The 15,441-nt window shown below is 60.9% G+C and carries 20 protein-coding genes and 1 tRNA gene; 12 read left to right on the top strand and 9 right to left on the bottom strand.

What is annotated here, in order from left to right; genetic code table 11:
- Positions 1-26 precede the first annotated feature (26 nt).
- Together trmY and HALLA_RS03180 are read right to left on the bottom strand one after the other, a co-directional pair.
- Positions 27-623 carry a tRNA (pseudouridine(54)-N(1))-methyltransferase TrmY gene (trmY, locus tag HALLA_RS03185; RefSeq protein WP_049952030.1) on the bottom strand — a complete coding sequence of 199 codons (597 nt, stop codon included), beginning with the start codon at positions 621-623 and terminating at the stop codon, positions 27-29.
- 78 nt (positions 624-701) lie between these two features.
- Complete coding sequence (locus tag HALLA_RS03180) at positions 702-1,265, bottom strand: metal-dependent hydrolase (protein ID WP_049952029.1); 564 nt, start codon at positions 1,263-1,265, stop codon at positions 702-704.
- Between the two features lie 134 nt (positions 1,266-1,399).
- On the opposite strand from HALLA_RS03180, the gene HALLA_RS20920 reads away from it, so the two are divergent.
- The 3 genes from HALLA_RS20920 to HALLA_RS03170 all read left to right on the top strand — a co-directional run bounded on the left by HALLA_RS20920 (position 1,400) and on the right by HALLA_RS03170 (position 2,658).
- Positions 1,400-1,558 carry an HVO_A0556 family zinc finger protein gene (locus tag HALLA_RS20920; protein WP_169732107.1) on the top strand — a complete coding sequence of 53 codons (159 nt, stop codon included), beginning with the start codon at positions 1,400-1,402 and terminating at the stop codon, positions 1,556-1,558.
- 23 nt (positions 1,559-1,581) lie between these two features.
- On the top strand, positions 1,582-1,845 hold the full coding sequence (locus tag HALLA_RS03175) for a hypothetical protein (protein WP_049952028.1): 264 nt from the start codon (positions 1,582-1,584) through the stop codon (positions 1,843-1,845).
- Between the two features lie 132 nt (positions 1,846-1,977).
- On the top strand, positions 1,978-2,658 hold the full coding sequence (locus HALLA_RS03170; protein WP_049952027.1) for a LysE family translocator: 681 nt from the start codon (positions 1,978-1,980) through the stop codon (positions 2,656-2,658).
- 81 nt (positions 2,659-2,739) lie between these two features.
- Here the strand turns inward: HALLA_RS03170 and HALLA_RS03165 are convergent, their stop codons facing one another.
- Genes HALLA_RS03165 through HALLA_RS03150 form a run of 5 tightly spaced genes read right to left on the bottom strand, consistent with a single transcriptional unit; the run spans position 2,740 to position 4,995 of the window.
- Positions 2,740-3,516, bottom strand: a complete 777-nt coding sequence (locus HALLA_RS03165; protein WP_049952026.1) for a proteasome assembly chaperone family protein — start codon at positions 3,514-3,516, stop codon at positions 2,740-2,742.
- A 6-nt stretch (positions 3,517-3,522) separates the two neighbouring features.
- Entirely contained in the window at positions 3,523-3,702 is a 180-nt protein-coding gene (locus tag HALLA_RS19840) for an RNA-protein complex protein Nop10 (RefSeq protein WP_084568915.1), read from the bottom strand.
- 32 nt (positions 3,703-3,734) lie between these two features.
- Positions 3,735-4,535, bottom strand: coding sequence for a translation initiation factor IF-2 subunit alpha (locus HALLA_RS03160; protein WP_049952025.1), 801 nt, complete (start codon positions 4,533-4,535; stop codon positions 3,735-3,737).
- Positions 4,532-4,705, bottom strand: a complete 174-nt coding sequence (locus tag HALLA_RS03155) for a 30S ribosomal protein S27e (RefSeq protein WP_049952024.1) — start codon at positions 4,703-4,705, stop codon at positions 4,532-4,534. The genes HALLA_RS03160 and HALLA_RS03155 overlap by 4 nt, the downstream gene beginning before the upstream one ends.
- Before the next feature lie 5 nt (positions 4,706-4,710).
- Complete coding sequence (locus tag HALLA_RS03150) at positions 4,711-4,995, bottom strand: 50S ribosomal protein L44e (protein ID WP_049952023.1); 285 nt, start codon at positions 4,993-4,995, stop codon at positions 4,711-4,713.
- 122 nt (positions 4,996-5,117) lie between these two features.
- Here HALLA_RS03150 and HALLA_RS03145 point away from each other — a divergent pair, with 122 nt between their 5' ends.
- From HALLA_RS03145 to HALLA_RS03105, 9 genes are all read left to right on the top strand, one after another.
- Positions 5,118-5,384 carry an HAH_0734 family protein gene (locus tag HALLA_RS03145; protein ID WP_049952022.1) on the top strand — a complete coding sequence of 89 codons (267 nt, stop codon included), beginning with the start codon at positions 5,118-5,120 and terminating at the stop codon, positions 5,382-5,384.
- 94 nt (positions 5,385-5,478) lie between these two features.
- Positions 5,479-5,925, top strand: coding sequence for a GtrA family protein (locus HALLA_RS03140; RefSeq protein WP_049952021.1), 447 nt, complete (start codon positions 5,479-5,481; stop codon positions 5,923-5,925).
- Positions 5,926-5,991: 66 nt separating this feature from the next.
- Positions 5,992-6,066 (top strand) — tRNA-Met (locus HALLA_RS03135).
- A 766-nt stretch (positions 6,067-6,832) separates the two neighbouring features.
- Positions 6,833-8,848, top strand: a complete 2,016-nt coding sequence (locus HALLA_RS03130) for an ABC transporter substrate-binding protein (RefSeq protein ID WP_049952020.1) — start codon at positions 6,833-6,835, stop codon at positions 8,846-8,848.
- A 30-nt stretch (positions 8,849-8,878) separates the two neighbouring features.
- Positions 8,879-9,835, top strand: coding sequence for an ABC transporter permease (locus tag HALLA_RS03125; protein WP_169732106.1), 957 nt, complete (start codon positions 8,879-8,881; stop codon positions 9,833-9,835).
- Between the two features lie 8 nt (positions 9,836-9,843).
- Positions 9,844-10,860, top strand: a complete 1,017-nt coding sequence (locus HALLA_RS03120) for an ABC transporter permease (protein ID WP_049952019.1) — start codon at positions 9,844-9,846, stop codon at positions 10,858-10,860.
- Positions 10,860-12,203 (top strand): ABC transporter ATP-binding protein, encoded by a 1,344-nt coding sequence (locus HALLA_RS03115; RefSeq protein WP_049952018.1) that lies wholly within the window; start codon positions 10,860-10,862, stop codon positions 12,201-12,203. Before HALLA_RS03120 ends, HALLA_RS03115 begins: the two co-directional genes overlap by 1 nt.
- The gene (locus tag HALLA_RS03110; protein WP_049952017.1) at positions 12,196-13,569 is read left to right on the top strand and encodes an ABC transporter ATP-binding protein; all 1,374 of its coding nucleotides are present in this window, start codon (positions 12,196-12,198) and stop codon (positions 13,567-13,569) included. Before HALLA_RS03115 ends, HALLA_RS03110 begins: the two co-directional genes overlap by 8 nt.
- A gap of 43 nt (positions 13,570-13,612) precedes the next feature.
- On the top strand, positions 13,613-14,149 hold the full coding sequence (locus HALLA_RS03105; protein ID WP_049952016.1) for a hypothetical protein: 537 nt from the start codon (positions 13,613-13,615) through the stop codon (positions 14,147-14,149).
- A 31-nt stretch (positions 14,150-14,180) separates the two neighbouring features.
- Here the strand turns inward: HALLA_RS03105 and HALLA_RS03100 are convergent, their stop codons facing one another.
- Positions 14,181-14,642: a hypothetical protein gene (locus HALLA_RS03100; protein WP_174887886.1), complete on the bottom strand. Its 462-nt coding sequence runs from the start codon at positions 14,640-14,642 to the stop codon at positions 14,181-14,183.
- Between the two features lie 148 nt (positions 14,643-14,790).
- Positions 14,791-15,357 carry a hypothetical protein gene (locus tag HALLA_RS03095; RefSeq protein WP_049952015.1) on the bottom strand — a complete coding sequence of 189 codons (567 nt, stop codon included), beginning with the start codon at positions 15,355-15,357 and terminating at the stop codon, positions 14,791-14,793.
- Between the last annotated feature and the right edge of the window lie 84 nt (positions 15,358-15,441).

Raw genomic sequence — 15,441 nt, 5'->3', positions numbered from 1 at the left:
CTTGCGCTTTGCTCGTCTCGCTCGTTTCAAAACTGCGCGTAACCCTCGGTATCGAGGAAGTGATGGGCGACGGTGATCGCTTGATCCGCATGGAGTCGCTCCGGACCGAGTCGGAGTCGTCTATCCGCGTACTCAGCAAGGAGTTGCTGTTCGTCCGCCGTGAAATCGTGGTGATCCGAGAGGACGAACACGGGGTCGGTCGGCACCGACGCGTCGACGACGGCCTCACCGTCCTCGTGCAGTTGGACGACCGTGCCGTCGCTCGAGGCAGCCTCGAGCGTGGCTTCGAACCCGCGTCGGTAGAGTTCGACGCCGGGGCTCGGTTCTGCTGGGAGCGCGCCGATGGCCTCCCCGCGGTGCTCGAGTGCCGTTCGAACCAGCGCGGCGGTCGATCGCTCGTCGGGGTGTAAGTTTCGCAGTTCGCCCCCGTCGAAGGTGATCGTGAGTCGGTCCTGAATCACGAGGTGGACCCGGACGTCTTCGCGGATGCCGTGTGAGGTTACGAACGAGGCGGTGATCGAGCGACAGAGCGCGTCGAGTCTCCCAGCCCCGCCGGCGAGGTCGTCGAGCGAGAAATCGGGTTCGGTCGGAACGTCGTGCCCGAGGAGGACGAACTGGCGCATACCCAAGCCGTGGGCCACCGTGGGCATAGCACCAGCGGTTTCGACGACACAGTCGGCCCGAAGGCGTGCTGTCGATCGTCAGGCGTAGGGGTCTTCCACCTGAAGCCGAGAGAGGACCGAGCGTACGTACGCGAGACCGGGTTTGTTGTCGTAATACCAGACGACAGCCGCGAACGCAAAGAGCACGAATTGGGCGAGTTCGTACGGCCCGACGGCGTAATAGGTGAGGATCGCATCGAGGAGGCCGGCGACCGGTTCCTCCGGGGGCTGTTCGACGAACGGCCAGAGGAGATAGGCCAGTCCTGAGACGTCCCCACCGAAGACTGCGGGTGGGACATCGGTACAGAGGTGTACGACGTGCCCGATGACGAACGCGATCGCCGTTTCGAGGCCGCCGAATCGGTTCGCGAGCGCGTAGACGACGACGGTCAACCCGATCGCGAACACCAGGGAGTGGCTCAGCGTTCGCCCGCCCGGAAGCACGTCGAAGTTCCAGGCCAGCGGCTTATCTATGAGGTCGGGAAACTGCGACCCGATCACGAGCGCGAGCGCGGGCACTGCACGCGGCGGACGGTCGAACCGGCGGTGCGTGTAGAGGCTGTACAGCAGGTACGCGACGCCGAGGTGTCCCCAGGGCCACATGGTCTCTCTCGAGGTTCTCGAAGCACGGAAATAGCGGTGTCGACTCGCGACGCTCGATCTATCTGTCGACTCACACCAGCTACCTGCAGGTGCATGGCCAACGCCTTCACTATCGACGGGCGGAGGATACCGATATGGCAACGACGCAATTCGACGGAAATCGGTTAGTATCTCTGCTCGAGGGTAGGGAGTGTCCGTCCTGCGCTGATGGCCGCCTCGAGCGGGGACGGTACAAGGGAAACGAGGCGGTCATCTGCGATACGTGTGAGACCCCCCGCGCACAGTTGTGGTGATCTGATAGAACGCCAATAATACTATGACAGAACTCCAGATCCCAGCCGATGCCGACGAACGAGAAGCGATGGAACTGGTCGACGACCTCGTCGATATCGGCGACGTCGTCGAGGTCGAGAGCTACGCGATGACCGGCGGCGAACGGATGCACCAGACCGGAGAGGTCACGGGAAGTCACGATCCGGATTCCGAACCAGCATACCTCGAGCTCGACGGACAGCCGGTCGGCGAGGGAAGTATCCCCTACGAGGAAATCGAGACCGTCATCCGAAAAATCGATCGCTGAGGACCAAAGATCGGCGTCTCGAGTCCACCGACCGGACACCGGTGTGCGATCTGACAGTAACGAGCGCTACCGATACTTGGCATCGAGCGCTGCCGACACGTTTTAGCTATCGCTGTCCCTCGAGTCGAATACGTGTTGACGACTGTTCCGACCCTCCTCGTAGGGGCCGTCTTCGGGATCGCGCTGGCCGCTCCGCCGGGACCGATGAACGCAATAATCGCCGAGGAAAGCGTTCTCCGCGGCTGGACGGCCGGATTCAGAGCCGGGATCGGTGCCATGCTCGCTGACGTCGTCTTTTTCCTCGGTACGCTCGCGGGTGTCGTCGCGATCATCGATCGGTATCCGATCATCAGACCGGCACTCTATCTCGTCGGCGGGGTACTCATGGTGTACTTCGCCGTCGGCGCGTTTCGAGACGCGAGATCGGCGAGCGGGTTCGTAGCGGACACCGACGGACCCTCGAGAGGCTTCGAAAAAACGTTCGCGCTGTCGCTGACCAACCCGTACCAGATCGGGTTCTGGCTCACCGTCGGCGTCGGCCTTCTCCGGCCGGGAACGCTCGACGTCTTCGCCCACGTCCCTGGTATAGGCACGGCGCTCGAGGGCGCGCTCGTCGTCCAGACCGGTTCGGCCGCACTGCTGGCCGGGTTCTTCGTCGGGATCGTTCTCTGGATCGTGAGCTTCCCCGCCGCACTGGTTTCGGTGGGCCGACGTATCGACGCGTTCGCGCCGATCGTCTCGTTGCTGAGCGGCGTCGTTCTCGCCGCGTTCGGCGTCATCTTCCTCGTTGCGGGTGCTGGCGGAGTCATCTAATCGCTCAAGGATGGTTCCGACTCTCGAGTTGCCAGCAATCGTTTGAACGTCGAACGCGCACGGAAGAAAAGAGCGTCGCGTTTAGCCGATGTACCGAAGGTCGTCGTCGGTCGGCATCTCCATCGACTGCTGTTGTTGCTGTTGTTCCATCTCCTGGATCTTACCGATGACGTCTTCCATCTCGTCGGCGCGCTCGTCGAGCGAATCGTACTCGAGGTCCATTCCGATGGCTTCCTCGAGTACTTCGAGCACCGCTCGTGCACTTTTCGGATCGACCAGATAGCCGCTGGTTTCGCCCATCAGACACGCGGCGTCGAAACCGCGACGTGCGCCGAGACCGAGCAAGAGACCGCTGACGCCGACGATGCCCCCCGCGGGCTCGTCCTCGCGGAACTCGACGCCGAACTCCTCGAGAGAGTCGCGGCGGGCTTTCTCGGTTACGGCACCGATAACTGCGTAGTCCTCGATAAGCTCGCCCGTCGGCACGCCGCCCAGCGAGTAGATTTCCGTCGTCTCGAACTCGTCGGCGATGTCGAGAAACGCGCTGGTGAGCGCGTAGTGGCCGGCGTTGGTCTGTGCCTGATGATCGCCGGTGAGGACCAGCATATCGCGTCCCTCCGGGTTCGATACCGCGTGGATCGTCGCACAGGTCAGTTCGGCGACGCCGTCCTCGATCGTCACCTGCGGCGGGAACTCCCGAGAGTAGACGCGTCGAATAAGCGTACTCTCAGCGTCGAGTTCCTCGAGAATGTGTTCCGCAGCGAGCGTTCCGACGTGTCCGACGCCGGGCAACCCCTCGACGAGCACTGGGTCGTTTACGTCGACCTCGGCAACTACGTCGACCTCGAGTTCGTCCATACCGTATCAGCGATTGCGACGCTTAAGTGCGCGTCGGTACTCGCCGTGTTGGTCCGTCGGATCGAACGGTGCTGGTGCGCTATTAACTGCGTCGGCACCACAGTCCGGACAGGTCGTAGAAAGGGTATAAACCGGGCGTTCGTGGACCTCCGTCCACGCCGAACACACCCGAATGTCTGATTTCATTGCTGAGTTCCGTAGTTCGGTTCGGCGACTGGTTACTCGTCGTCGCTCTTGCGTTCGCGGTGGTACTCGCCGTCGCCGCCGTGCTCTTCGATCGCCTCAACGGCTCGACTCGCGCTCGCCTCGAGTTGTGATTCGGCGGTTTTGTAGTTCGGTGCACGGACCTTGATTCGGTACTCCGGTGCACCGACGTAGACGACCTCGAGTTCGACTTCGTCCGGAACGCCCCCGTTCCCTTCGGCGGCCTCGAGGGCCTCGCGGATGCCGTCGACGCCCGACGGCGAGGGATTCTCGAGATCGACGTAGCCGGTCACGTTGACGTACGGAACCGAGACGTTCTCGCGGGCGGTCTCGACGATGGCGTCGATCTCGTCCTCGGAGAGATCGGTCGCCTCGAGCGCCTCCGCGCCGTGAATCGCGGCTTGCTTGAATCCGTTGTAGAGGCTTCCGTGAACGCCGATCAGTTCGTTCGCGATCGCGGTGTAGGCCTCGTCGTCGCTGTCTTCCTCGAGCGCCAGGTCCATCCAGTTGTCGGCCTTCTGCTCGTTTTTCCAGTCCTGGATCTTGTCCGAGCGCTGGTGGTCGTTGACGTCTTTTAACGAGAGGTCGATCTGTTCGTGGGACTCGTCGACGTCGAGGACTTTACAGACGACGATCTGGCCTTCGCGGACGTGATCGCGGACGTTCTTGATCCAGCCGCTCGCGACCTCGGAGATGTGGATCAGGCCGCGTTTGTCCTGATACTCCTCGAGATCGACGAAGACGCCGAAGTCCTCGATCTCGTCGATCTTGCCGACGACGAGCTCGCCGGTGTCTGGCCAGCCACTGAATTTCATCGTGATTCGACTGTTTCGATGATTTCGTGGTCGATTTCGGCTTTCCCGCCGGTCGGTCGGGCGAGCGTCGTTCCGCAGACGGCACACGCGACTTCCGTGGCGGCTTTTCCGAAGACGATCTGTTCGTTCTCGCAGTCACTGCAGTGGACGTTGTAGTATGATCCTGCCATCGTAATCACTCCTGGAATTCGATTCGGCCGGCGCGCCATCCTTCGCGAAGGTGTGCGTTGCCACACTCGCTACAGCGGTATTTGAGGTCGGTTTTGTTCGTCGGTTTGTTCCCACTGGGGACTTTCGAGAACTTCCCTGAGTTACCGATCGACGAGGTCTGTCGTCGTCGCTGTCGGTCGGCAACCTTTTTCATCCCGGTCTGGCGACCGGTTCGAACCTTTTCGACTTCGTGCTGGTGATGTTCGTTACAGTACGGACAGTACGTATTGAATCGGCGTGGCATCTGCATGGTTAATTCACTTGAGACGGGCTACGATTGCGCCGCTTAAAACCCGTTTGGTTCGTCGTCGGGTGAACCCGCCGACTGCACGCTTCGAAGCGTTTAATCCGTCACCGGCCAAATCATCGGCTATGAAGCGGCTGATCATCCACGGCGACCCGGGAATTCGGAAGGGAGCCGTCATCGATTACGACGGGGAGGAAGTCGTCTGCTTCGGTATCAATCGCAACGGCGAGTGGAACGGCCCGGAGACGGTACAACTCTGGTGTACGATCGGCGACGAATCGGAGTACGGGGAGTTCGAGCGTCGAGAATACCTCCCGCATTTCCTCGAGGTCGACCGCGTCGATGCCGATACCGTCGACGTGGTCCGTCCACAGGGCGACCTCGCTGTTTGAGTTCGCGCGTGTTCGCGCACGCGTTGAGTGTGTGAAATGATTTGGACACGTTGTCTACACCGGAGCGCCAGTGAGACGGTCGACGATCCAGAAGATGAGTAAATCGTTCACGGAGGTTCTTCGGCTGCGGCTGCGAGCCCTGCGGTCTCGAGCACTATTCCTGCAGTTCGCCGGCGTTGGACTCGTCGGGGCAACGGTCGACACAACCGTTCTGTACGCGCTCGTCTCCTGGACCGCATTTGGTCCCGTTGCTGGGAAGACTGTATCCTGGGTGTTCGGGATCGGAGTCATTTTCGCGATAAACGAATGGTGGACGTTTTCGGCGTACGGAAAAATCGGTCTTCGAGCGCTGTTGCGTCGACTGCTCACGTCGTATCTCGTCCGATTTGCGGGGTTTCTCGTGACCCTCGCAGTGCTGTTCGGGCTGGTGTACTGGTTCGACGTCTGGTTCCTCCTCGCGAACGTAATCGGGATCGGCGTCGGCTTTTTCGTCAACTACACCTGTGAGAGCCTCTACACGTGGAAGGTCCATCGGGACTAACGGTAGAAATCCGCATACGGTGGCCGAATCACAACCCTTAACTAGGCAAACCCGATATGATGTGATAGCGGGATGGGATAGCCAGGAGATTCCGGCGGGCTCATAACCCGCAGACCGGTAGTTCAAATCTACCTCCCGCTATGTTTTGCCGCGAGCAAACCCGCGAGCGGCATCCATAGCACGAGTAGTTTGAACCAGGGGAGTCGCAGCGTCCGAGCGAACGAGGACGACCGTCTCTCCGAGGTTCAAATCTACCTCCCGCTACTTTTCAGGGATTCAATATTGATCGCCGAGCGTAGCGAGGCGTGAGGTGGAATCCCTGAAAAGAGTATAGAATAGATTTGAAGTAGACAACGAGAGAGCGAAGCGACCGAAGTTGACGTAGTTCAAATCCACCTCCCGCGGTGTCTGACACAAATCGGTGAGACTGGTAAGGACCTGGAGCGCTACTGACCTCTCGAGTACCATCTTCCGACCGGCCAATGAAAATCTCGGACGAAGCGATCTATTGTCGGTACGAGTGGACCAAATCAGCGCGCTCGAGCGAAAGCGCATGAGATTCGGACCAGGGGACGAGAGAATCTCGTCTCAGCGGATATGTGTACTTATGTGCTGATTTGCACACTAATACACGAAAAACTCCAAGACAATTCTCTCGGAGTTTATCCACGTTCTGTGGACATGTAATAGTTGTATCCCACAGAAATGTTAAAATAACAAAAACAAGGACCCTGCTCCGATCCTGAATGCCAACTTATTTATACCTTCACTGAGGTACGTGTGATGTAGTATCACATGAACGATAATCCCCTATATAAATGTCGCCGTTCAGTCGATTGAATTGGTCAGCCTACGAGTGTATGCAGGGGAAGATGTGGATACCTAAACAAAATTGGTGCAATCAACGATGACCTCACAAATCAACTCACGTGTATCGTCTCTCGATCGCCGCCGCGTCCTCAAAGGAATCGCGGCAACAGGAATCGCCGGCGTCGCCGGCTGTCTCGGTGGCAACGACGAGGAAGTAAATATCGACGAAGCCCTCGAGCGGAACGACGTCAACATCGACGATATCTCCGAAGGGGGCCGCCTCGAGTTCGCGATCCCGCGCGACGGTATTTCAGACTACGATCAGGCCCAGAGTACGCAGGCCGAAGACACGGTCGTTTTCAACGCCGTTTACGACGGATTGTTAAAGATCGACTCCGACGCAAGAGCCCATCCGTGGATGGCCGCAGAGTACGAGGCGGACGAAGCCAACGACGTGAGCGTGGCGGACTACGAAGACTATATGGTCGCGATCGAACCCGCCGAAGTCGAAGACGGGGTCCCTATTTTCGAACTGGAAGACGACAACAACCTCGTTTTGATGCAACACCCGGACGACCTCCCCGCCGAGGACGGAGACTCGATCCGCGTTCTCACTCGAGACGAGGCCGCCGATGCCGTCGCCGACGGCGTCTTCGGTGTCCGAGTCGAGGGACGACTCCACGAGGGAATCGAGTTCCACAACGGCGAGGAAGTGACCGCGGAAAACGTTATCCGATCCTACGACAGGTACGTCGGGTCCGACAATCAGGGGCAGTACTTCGATAGTTTCCTCCACGCCGAAGCACCCGACGGGGCCGACGGCTACCGGTTCGAACTCTACGCCCAGGAGGCCGACGCCGCCGCATACCTCGAGTTGCCGCCCGTGATTTTCCCCTCGGATCACTTCGACGTCCCGGCCGGCGAACTGGACCCACGAAATGACGCAGATATGGTGCCGGTCGGCACGGGTCCGTACGAAGTCACAGAGTACGAGGGCGGCCAGCAACTCCTCCTCGAGCGAACGGACAATTACTGGGTCGAATCGGTCGGTCTCGACAACATTCCGTGGTACGACGGACCGAGCGAGTTCCCGGAGGGGCCGGTTATCGACGAGATCAACATCCGGTTCGTCGCCGAAGGGAGCACTCGGAGCAACGCGCTCGAAGACGGGAGCGTCGATATCGCATACGAACTACCCGCCGGGGCCCGGAACAATTTCCACACGTCCGACGATTTCACGGTTTCGGCGACCGAAGCGTTAGGGTTCCAGTTCATGCAGTTCCCCATGGACGATACCGATACGGGGGGAGCGTTCTCCGAAAAGGCGGTTCGGCAGGCGGTCAGCGCCCTCGTCCCTCGCCAGCAGATCGTCGACGTGGTCGAGCAAGGATGGGGTGCGCCCGCCCAGGTGCCGTTTCCACAACCCGCTGCCGACCTGGGGACGTCCGAGCCCTACGACGACATCGTCGACTCGGACTGGGCGTACAACGTCGAACCCGACGTCGAGGAGGCCAAATCGCTCCTCGAGGACGCGGGCGTCGAGACGCCCATCGAAGTCGTGATCGAAACGAACGCCGACGACGACGCGCGAAGCGACAAGATGGAGCTTCTCGTCGACCAACTGAACGATACCGACCTGTTCGACGCCGAACTCGAAACGCCGGCGGCGCTCGGTGATTGGGTCGCCGAGCTCTATCAGGAGGATGCACGGACCGACAGTTCAGAGCGCAACGCCCCGGCGTGTATCGGTCTCGCGGGAACACCCGATCCACACGGGTTCGTTGAAGCGATCACCGACCCCGACAACTACAACGGTTGCTGTAACTTCTTCCTCGCGGAGGGAGTGCTTCCCGACGACTTCATCGAACAAATGCGCGGCTGTCGGTTCGGCGTCGATGTCGCCGAAGATGAAGACGCTCGCCGAGCGGCGTACGACGAGTTCTGGCCGGAATATTCGGAGATGAGTGCGAATACGATCATCGATTATTCGTTGAACACCGGGACGACGAACAGCGACGTCGTCGGATTCAACGCACACCCACAGACCCAGGTGTTGCTGAGTTACGCGCTGTACAATCCCGCAGACGAGCAAGTCATATACCTTGACAGATAGGATGGGGTCGAGCGATATAGTTTCATTCGAATGAGTCTGCAAAGATACATCGTACGGCGGATAGTAACGTCTGTCCCGGTACTGATCGGTGTTTCAGTGGTCACGTTCGGCCTGATGCACGCTGCGCCCGGCGACGTGGTGAGTCAACTGGTCGCGGCGAACCCCAACGTCTCGGCCGCAGAAGCCGTTCGACTTCGCGAGGAGTTCGGACTCAACGATCCGATCTGGGTGCAGTACATAGACTGGATGCAGGGGGTTTTGACCGGCGATTTCGGCGAGGTGTACTCCTCGAGCCGGGATGCCGAGTCGATCGTCTGGGCTCGCCTTCCCGAAACGCTAGCCCTGGGGGCGTTCGGATGGGTGTTCGCGGTCGTAATCGCGATCCCCGGCGGGATTTACGCGGCGGTCAACAAGGATCAACTCGGCGACGACGTCAGTCGGTTCGTCGCGCTTTCAGGGATCTCCATTCCGAACTTCTGGCTCGGGCTCATGTTGATGGCAGTGTTCGCCGTTCAACTCGATCTGTTTCCAACGATCAATCCACAGACCGGATTGCTTTCGAGCCAAATGCTCTGGTGGCTACTCCTGCCGGGCGTGACGATCGGGACGGCGGCGGCGGCGAACATGATGCGGATCATGCGCACGTCGATGGCAGAAGAACTGAACAAAGAGTACGTAACCGCAGCGCGCGCGAAGGGGCTCCCCGAGCGGACCGTTATTCTCAAACACGTGCTTCGAAACTCCCTGATTTCGGTCACGACCGTCGCGGCGTTTCTGACCGCGGGGCTCGTCTCCGGGTCAGTTGTCGTCGAGGTCGTGTTCACCTGGCCCGGACTCGGCAAGGAACTTGTCGAGGCGATCCAACTCAGAGAGATGAACCTGATCATGGCGATTACGCTGCTTACTGGTGTCGTCATCGTACTCGCTAACCTGCTCGCAGACATCGTGTACGCGCTGCTCGACCCGCGAATCAGAGACGAATATTAACACTATCTATGTCAACACAAAGAGGACGAATACAGGTTTCGGGGTTCGAGACCGAGAGTATCGAAGAGCAAGCGACGCAGACCGTTCACGAGGACGAATACGCCGAACCAACGGGGCTGATTCGTCGAATCGTGAACCGTATCGCACGAGATCGACTCGCGCTCGCCGCCATCGTCGTCGTCGTGGTGATGGCGGTAACCGCGCTGGTTGCGCGTCCGTGGTCGGCCTTCGGGACGACCATCCAGCCCCTCTCGCTCGCGCCGTTCGACCCGACGTCGACGGCCGTGGGCAGCCCCCACGAGGGGCCATCGACGACACACTGGATGGGAACCGACCGGTTGGGCCGAGACATGTTCTCTCGAGTGATGGTCGGCGGTCGTTACAGCATCTCGATCGGACTCGTCGTGACCGGCATCGCCTCGACTGTCGGCGTACTCTATGGAAGCATCTCCGGGTACTTCGGCGGCTGGGTCGACAACGTGATGATGCGGGTTCTCGACCTGGTGTTCGCGTTCCCCGCGCTCGTGCTGGCGCTGGTCCTCGTCGCGCTGTTCGGCGGCGGTTTCTGGCCCCTGGTCGGTGCGTTCGTACTGGTCGGCTGGGCGTCGTACGCACGTATTATCAGAGGGGAGATCCTCAAAGTCAAACAGAACGAGTACGTGATGGCTGCGAAAGCACTCGGCGCGCGCGACCGTTCGGTGGTGTTTCGACACATTATCCCGAACGCGATTGCACCTGTGGTCGTACAGGCGACACTCAGCGTCGGCACCGTCGTCATCGGCGTCGCGGCGCTCGGATTTCTCGGTCTCGGATTCGACGCCGGAACCCCCGAATGGGGAACGATGCTCGACGCCGAGCGAGACACCCTCGCGACGGGCGCGGGCGGATCGTGGTACTGGTGGGCGACGGTCTTTCCCGGCCTCATGATCTTCCTGTTCGTCATGTCGATGAACATCATCGGTGACGCCATCAACGACGCCCTCGACACCCAGGTCGACGACGTCGGCCACGGGGGTGGTGGCTAATGGCGCTGCTCGAGGTGGACAACCTGACGGTTTCGTTTTACACCGCAGAAGGCGTCGTTACGGCGGTCGACGATCTCTCTTACACGATCGACGCCGGCGAGAAGTTCGGCGTCGTCGGCGAGAGCGGGGCGGGAAAAAGCGTGACTGCGCTATCGCTGCTGCGTCTCATCGAGAGTCCCGGCGAGATCGAACACGGCTCAATCCGATTCTGTGAGCCAGAGACCGTCGAGGAACTCGAGGAATCCTACCCCGACAACGTCGTCGACATCGAACGACTGCGACGCGAGTCTTCGTTCGACGACGTCGTCGACCGGCTCGAGGAACGCGGCGTTTCCGGGGCGGACGCGACCGGCGACCCCGAACACGAAGGGGTCGACTTGCACCAGTTGTATGCGAATGGCGACCTCGGCATGCGCGACGTGGTCGATCAGGGGTACGCAACGAAACTCGGACTGATCGACGAGGAGGACTTCATCGTTCACGACGGTGACAGCCGCTACGCCGAACTGCTCCGGGCGCCGGAGGGGGCGATTCGACGACTCCGTGGGAACAACATTTCGATGATCTTTCAGGACGCCCAGACCGCACTCAATCCCGTCTACACCGTCGGGGAACAGATCGCCGAGGCGATCAGACACCATCTCGACTACGACGACGCAGAAGCCAAAGAGCGCGGAATCGAACTGCTCGATACGGTCGGCATTCCGGACGCCGAGAACCGGTACTCGGATTACCCACACGAGTTCTCCGGCGGAATGCAACAGCGGGCGGTGATCGCCATGGCGCTTTCCTGTGATCCCGACGTTATCATCGCCGACGAACCGACGACGGCGCTGGACGTGACGACCGAAGCGAAGATTCTGGATCTGCTCGAGGAACTCACCGACGAGTTCGATACCGCGGTCCAGCTCATCACCCACGACCTCGGCGTCGTCGCCGAACTCTGTGACCGGGTGATGGTGATGTACGCGGGCCAGCCCGTCGAGAAGTCGCCGGTCGAAGAGCTGTACTACGACCCGAAACACCCCTACACCGTCGGACTGATGAGTTCGATCCCGCGGATCGGCGACGACCGCGACCGACTACAGACGATCCCCGGGACGATGCCCGACCTGATCGAGACGCCATCGGGGTGTAGCTTCCACCCGCGCTGTCCGTACGCGGAACGGAGCTGTCAGCGAAAAGAGCCCCGGATGGTCGAGTTCGACGACGTCGACGGAAAGGGTCGGTCCGCGAAGTGTCTCGAGTACACCGGCGACCTCGAGGAAGGAATCAGCTACACCGTCACCGTCGAGGACGATCACGTCCCGAACGAACGCATACCGGGTGAGCGACATGAGTAACGACGACCAACCGATCTTGCGGACCGACGGCCTGCGGAAACACTACGAATCCAACAGCGGGTTTCTCGATACCCTCCTCGGCCGGTCGGAACTCGTCAAGGCGGTCGACGGGATCGACCTTGAGTTGTACCCCGGCGAAACCCTGGGTATCGTCGGCGAGAGCGGCTGTGGCAAGACGACGCTCGGTCGATCGATGCTGCGACTCATCGAGCCGACCGGCGGCTCGATTACGTACGCCAAACGGACGGACGACGGCACGACTCGAGAGATCGAGCTAACCGATCTCTCGAGTTCGGAGCTTCGGGACCTGCGAACTGACCTCCAGTACATCTTTCAGGACCCGTTCTCGAGTCTGAACCCGCGTCTCACCGTCGGCGACATCATCGGCGAACCGCTCGACATCCACGGTATCGCCGAGGGAGCGGCTCGAACCGAGCGAGTACAGGAACTGCTCGAAATCGTCGGGCTCAACCCGACCCACGCCTACCGCTATCCACACGAGTTCTCCGGCGGACAGCGCCAGCGGATCGGCATCGCTCGAGCGCTGGCGGTCGACCCGGAGATCATCGTCTGCGACGAACCCGTGAGCGCCCTCGACGTCAGCGTGCAGGCGCAGATCCTGAATCTGCTCGAGGATCTCCAAGAGGAGTTCGACCTCTCGTATATCTTCATCGCACACGATCTCAGCGTCGTCGAACACATCGCAGACCGGATCGCGGTGATGTACCTCGGCGAGTTCGCCGAGGTCGGCACGACAGAAGAGGTGTTCGCAGAGCCGTACCATCCCTACACAGAGGCGCTACTCTCTGCGATTCCCGAACCGGACCCCCTCTGGGAGGGCGAAAAAATCCTCCTCGAGGGACAGGTCCCGTCCCCGATCGACCCGCCCTCGGGCTGTCGGTTCCACACGCGGTGTCCCCGCGTTATCCAGCCCGAGGAGTTCGACCTCGAGCAGTCCGCGTGGCGATCGGTGCTGAACTTTAAACTCCGGGCCGAGGACGCCGAATCCGTCGACGAACTCGCCACGATCACCGATGAATCGGCTCGAGAGGACCCAAGTGTGCTTTCCCGGGCGCGGATCGACGAACTGGTCCGATCGGAGTTCGGGATTCCCGAGCGCCTGTCCGATCCCGCCGCTGAGGACCTGCTCGCGAGTGCGATAGATGAGTTGCACTCGGTCGATAGCACCGCCGCCGCGGAAACGCTCGACGAGCGGTTCGTCTCGCCGTGTGAAACGACCGACCCGTCGACCGTCGAACTATCTCGGACCCACGAGATCGACTGTCTGCGCTACGACGACGAGTACGATAGCCGAACGGCCGAACGCGACGGCTCCCGCACCGACGGAACGATCGCGGACGACTGAGTTCTCGGAAAGATTTTGTCGTCGGAGGCGCCTACTGGTGGTAATGCGCCGGATTTACGAGTCGGACGCGCTTTCCCGGGACGACGATCAGTTCTCGCCCACCGAACGCTCGTCCTCGGAGGGTCCGCAGGCCGCGCGGTCGATCAACGGCTCGGCGTGGAGCAAGCGGTTGATTCCCCACGGTATTCGCCGACGCGCCATTTCAGTGCGCGTTTCGACTCCCACACCGGAGGTTGCACCAGAGACGCCGATCCCGTTTACGGTGACGATGAAAAACGCGTTGCCGATCCCGATCACGATCAGGACGCGCTCTCCAATCTGCTGGACGTGGTCGATCGACGACGCGCCGGAGGCCTCACGAACCTCGAGGCGGGACCCGCCTGACCGGACGGGCGAGCTCCACTTTGACCGCGGCGAGCGACGCCAGTTTCGCAGACGCTGGTCGCAGCTGTTTCAGGTATCCGACCGGGAGTGGGAACCCGCCGAACCGGGCGAGTACACGATCAGCGCGGCGCTCAACGTCGACGATGCGAAACGTCGTGGGCTGTACGACGAGACGACAGTCCACATCACGTCATAAGAGCAGGTCCGTCCAGTACGGGGATTTTCGCTCACTCATCAGTCACAGTACCGTCCGGGTCGTCCTCGATCGAGTCGGGCGCGTCCTCAGTCGTCGCCCCCGTACGGGAACGCTCGTCGGACCGCCGTCGGGCGTCCGTGTTCGACGTTGCGCCGACGCCTTTTAACGCCAAGTCAACCGGGGCATCGTCGTCGACGCCCGACGGCCGCTTCTCGAACCACTGACGGACTCGAGCCGGCAGCATGGCCTCCGTCAGCCGCGGGGTGCCCGGAACGAGATAGCCGCGGAGATAAATCGTCGCTCCCGAGACGGCCGCAAGCACCGTTCCGACGACCGTCGCGGCGGCGAGACCGGTGTTTGAGACGGTAACACCGACGGCGACAGCGACGAGCACGGCTGCGATCACGACGTTTAGAATAGTGCACGGAGTACACCGGTTTTCCCCGGTATACGCCGGCTGTCGGAGTCGGTCGATCTGATCCCGGAACGTCATCGTCAGAACCTATCGACCGATTCGGCATGAACGTTATCCACGGGGCCATCCCGACGGCAAACTGGCCTCCTCGCAAACGGCTCCGGCAGAAGACAGTTCTGATGGAAGAAGCGCCCGACAGCCCTGCTCCCCCTCAAGGGTGGCCGCGTCACGCCCCCCGGATGGAATCTGCGGAGAACTCGAGGAATCGACGGTCACAGTCCCCGCAGCCGACCGTCACGACCTCGGTATCTCCACAGCAAGACTCGACCGTTTCGTCGCCGATCGATACCGACCCCCCACAGAAGGGACAGTCGTCCCGAAACGACCGAAGCGATTGTAACAGCCGGTAGCGTTGTCTGGGCGGCACCTCGTCCCATCGGTCGGTCTCCGCGCGGAGTTCCCTGTCGGTCGCGACGTCTAGCTCGAGGGCCGCCTCCGACGGCCAGTTTCGAACCGTCGCGTGGGTCTTGTAGGCCGTGTACGATCGATCTGCCTCCGTCACGTGCTCCTCGTCGACGCCGAACATGACGGCGATATCGGCCGTCTCGACGCCCGTCGAGCGAACCTGCTCGAGCTGTCGATCGATCCTGGAGACGAATTTGGGGGTGAACTGGAGGTTCTCGTCCTGATCGGTCGGTTCGATGACCGCAAGGTCGCGGAGAAACGCTTCGGGGTCGACGGCGTTCTGTCGCCGATATGCGATTCGTTCGGCCGCCGATTCGTCGTTTGACATACTACTTCCCATCCGGTCTATCACAAAAAGACATTCGACGAGCGGGACGAAACGCCTGTTCAGTGTCGGTCGAGGAAACAGGGC

Source organism: Halostagnicola larsenii XH-48, assembly GCF_000517625.1.
GTDB classification, from domain to species: Archaea; Halobacteriota; Halobacteria; order Halobacteriales; family Natrialbaceae; genus Halostagnicola; species Halostagnicola larsenii.
Note: the sequence above shows the minus strand (reverse complement) of the source record. Positions and strands in the feature narration are given on the sequence as shown.

Excerpts from the sequence above, each read along its gene's own strand:
- HALLA_RS03145 (WP_049952022.1), top strand. The coding sequence starts at position 5,118 with ATGAAGCGGCTGATCATCCACGGCGACCCGGGAATTCGGAAGGGAGCC.
- HALLA_RS03160 (WP_049952025.1), bottom strand. The coding sequence starts at position 4,535 with ATGAAATTCAGTGGCTGGCCAGACACCGGCGAGCTCGTCGTCGGCAAG.
- HALLA_RS03100 (WP_174887886.1), bottom strand. The coding sequence starts at position 14,642 with ATGACGTTCCGGGATCAGATCGACCGACTCCGACAGCCGGCGTATACC.
- HALLA_RS03110 (WP_049952017.1), top strand. The coding sequence starts at position 12,196 with ATGAGTAACGACGACCAACCGATCTTGCGGACCGACGGCCTGCGGAAA.
- HALLA_RS03115 (WP_049952018.1), top strand. The coding sequence starts at position 10,860 with ATGGCGCTGCTCGAGGTGGACAACCTGACGGTTTCGTTTTACACCGCA.
- HALLA_RS03105 (WP_049952016.1), top strand. The coding sequence starts at position 13,613 with ATGCGCCGGATTTACGAGTCGGACGCGCTTTCCCGGGACGACGATCAG.
- HALLA_RS03165 (WP_049952026.1), bottom strand. The coding sequence starts at position 3,516 with ATGGACGAACTCGAGGTCGACGTAGTTGCCGAGGTCGACGTAAACGAC.
- HALLA_RS19840 (WP_084568915.1), bottom strand. The coding sequence starts at position 3,702 with ATGAAATCAGACATTCGGGTGTGTTCGGCGTGGACGGAGGTCCACGAA.
- HALLA_RS03125 (WP_169732106.1), top strand. The coding sequence starts at position 8,879 with ATGAGTCTGCAAAGATACATCGTACGGCGGATAGTAACGTCTGTCCCG.
- HALLA_RS03155 (WP_049952024.1), bottom strand. The coding sequence starts at position 4,705 with ATGGCAGGATCATACTACAACGTCCACTGCAGTGACTGCGAGAACGAA.
- HALLA_RS03180 (WP_049952029.1), bottom strand. The coding sequence starts at position 1,265 with ATGTGGCCCTGGGGACACCTCGGCGTCGCGTACCTGCTGTACAGCCTC.
- HALLA_RS20920 (WP_169732107.1), top strand. The coding sequence starts at position 1,400 with ATGGCAACGACGCAATTCGACGGAAATCGGTTAGTATCTCTGCTCGAG.
- HALLA_RS03150 (WP_049952023.1), bottom strand. The coding sequence starts at position 4,995 with ATGCAGATGCCACGCCGATTCAATACGTACTGTCCGTACTGTAACGAA.
- HALLA_RS03120 (WP_049952019.1), top strand. The coding sequence starts at position 9,844 with ATGTCAACACAAAGAGGACGAATACAGGTTTCGGGGTTCGAGACCGAG.
- trmY (WP_049952030.1), bottom strand. The coding sequence starts at position 623 with ATGCGCCAGTTCGTCCTCCTCGGGCACGACGTTCCGACCGAACCCGAT.
- HALLA_RS03140 (WP_049952021.1), top strand. The coding sequence starts at position 5,479 with ATGAGTAAATCGTTCACGGAGGTTCTTCGGCTGCGGCTGCGAGCCCTG.
- HALLA_RS03175 (WP_049952028.1), top strand. The coding sequence starts at position 1,582 with ATGACAGAACTCCAGATCCCAGCCGATGCCGACGAACGAGAAGCGATG.
- HALLA_RS03095 (WP_049952015.1), bottom strand. The coding sequence starts at position 15,357 with ATGTCAAACGACGAATCGGCGGCCGAACGAATCGCATATCGGCGACAG.
- HALLA_RS03130 (WP_049952020.1), top strand. The coding sequence starts at position 6,833 with ATGACCTCACAAATCAACTCACGTGTATCGTCTCTCGATCGCCGCCGC.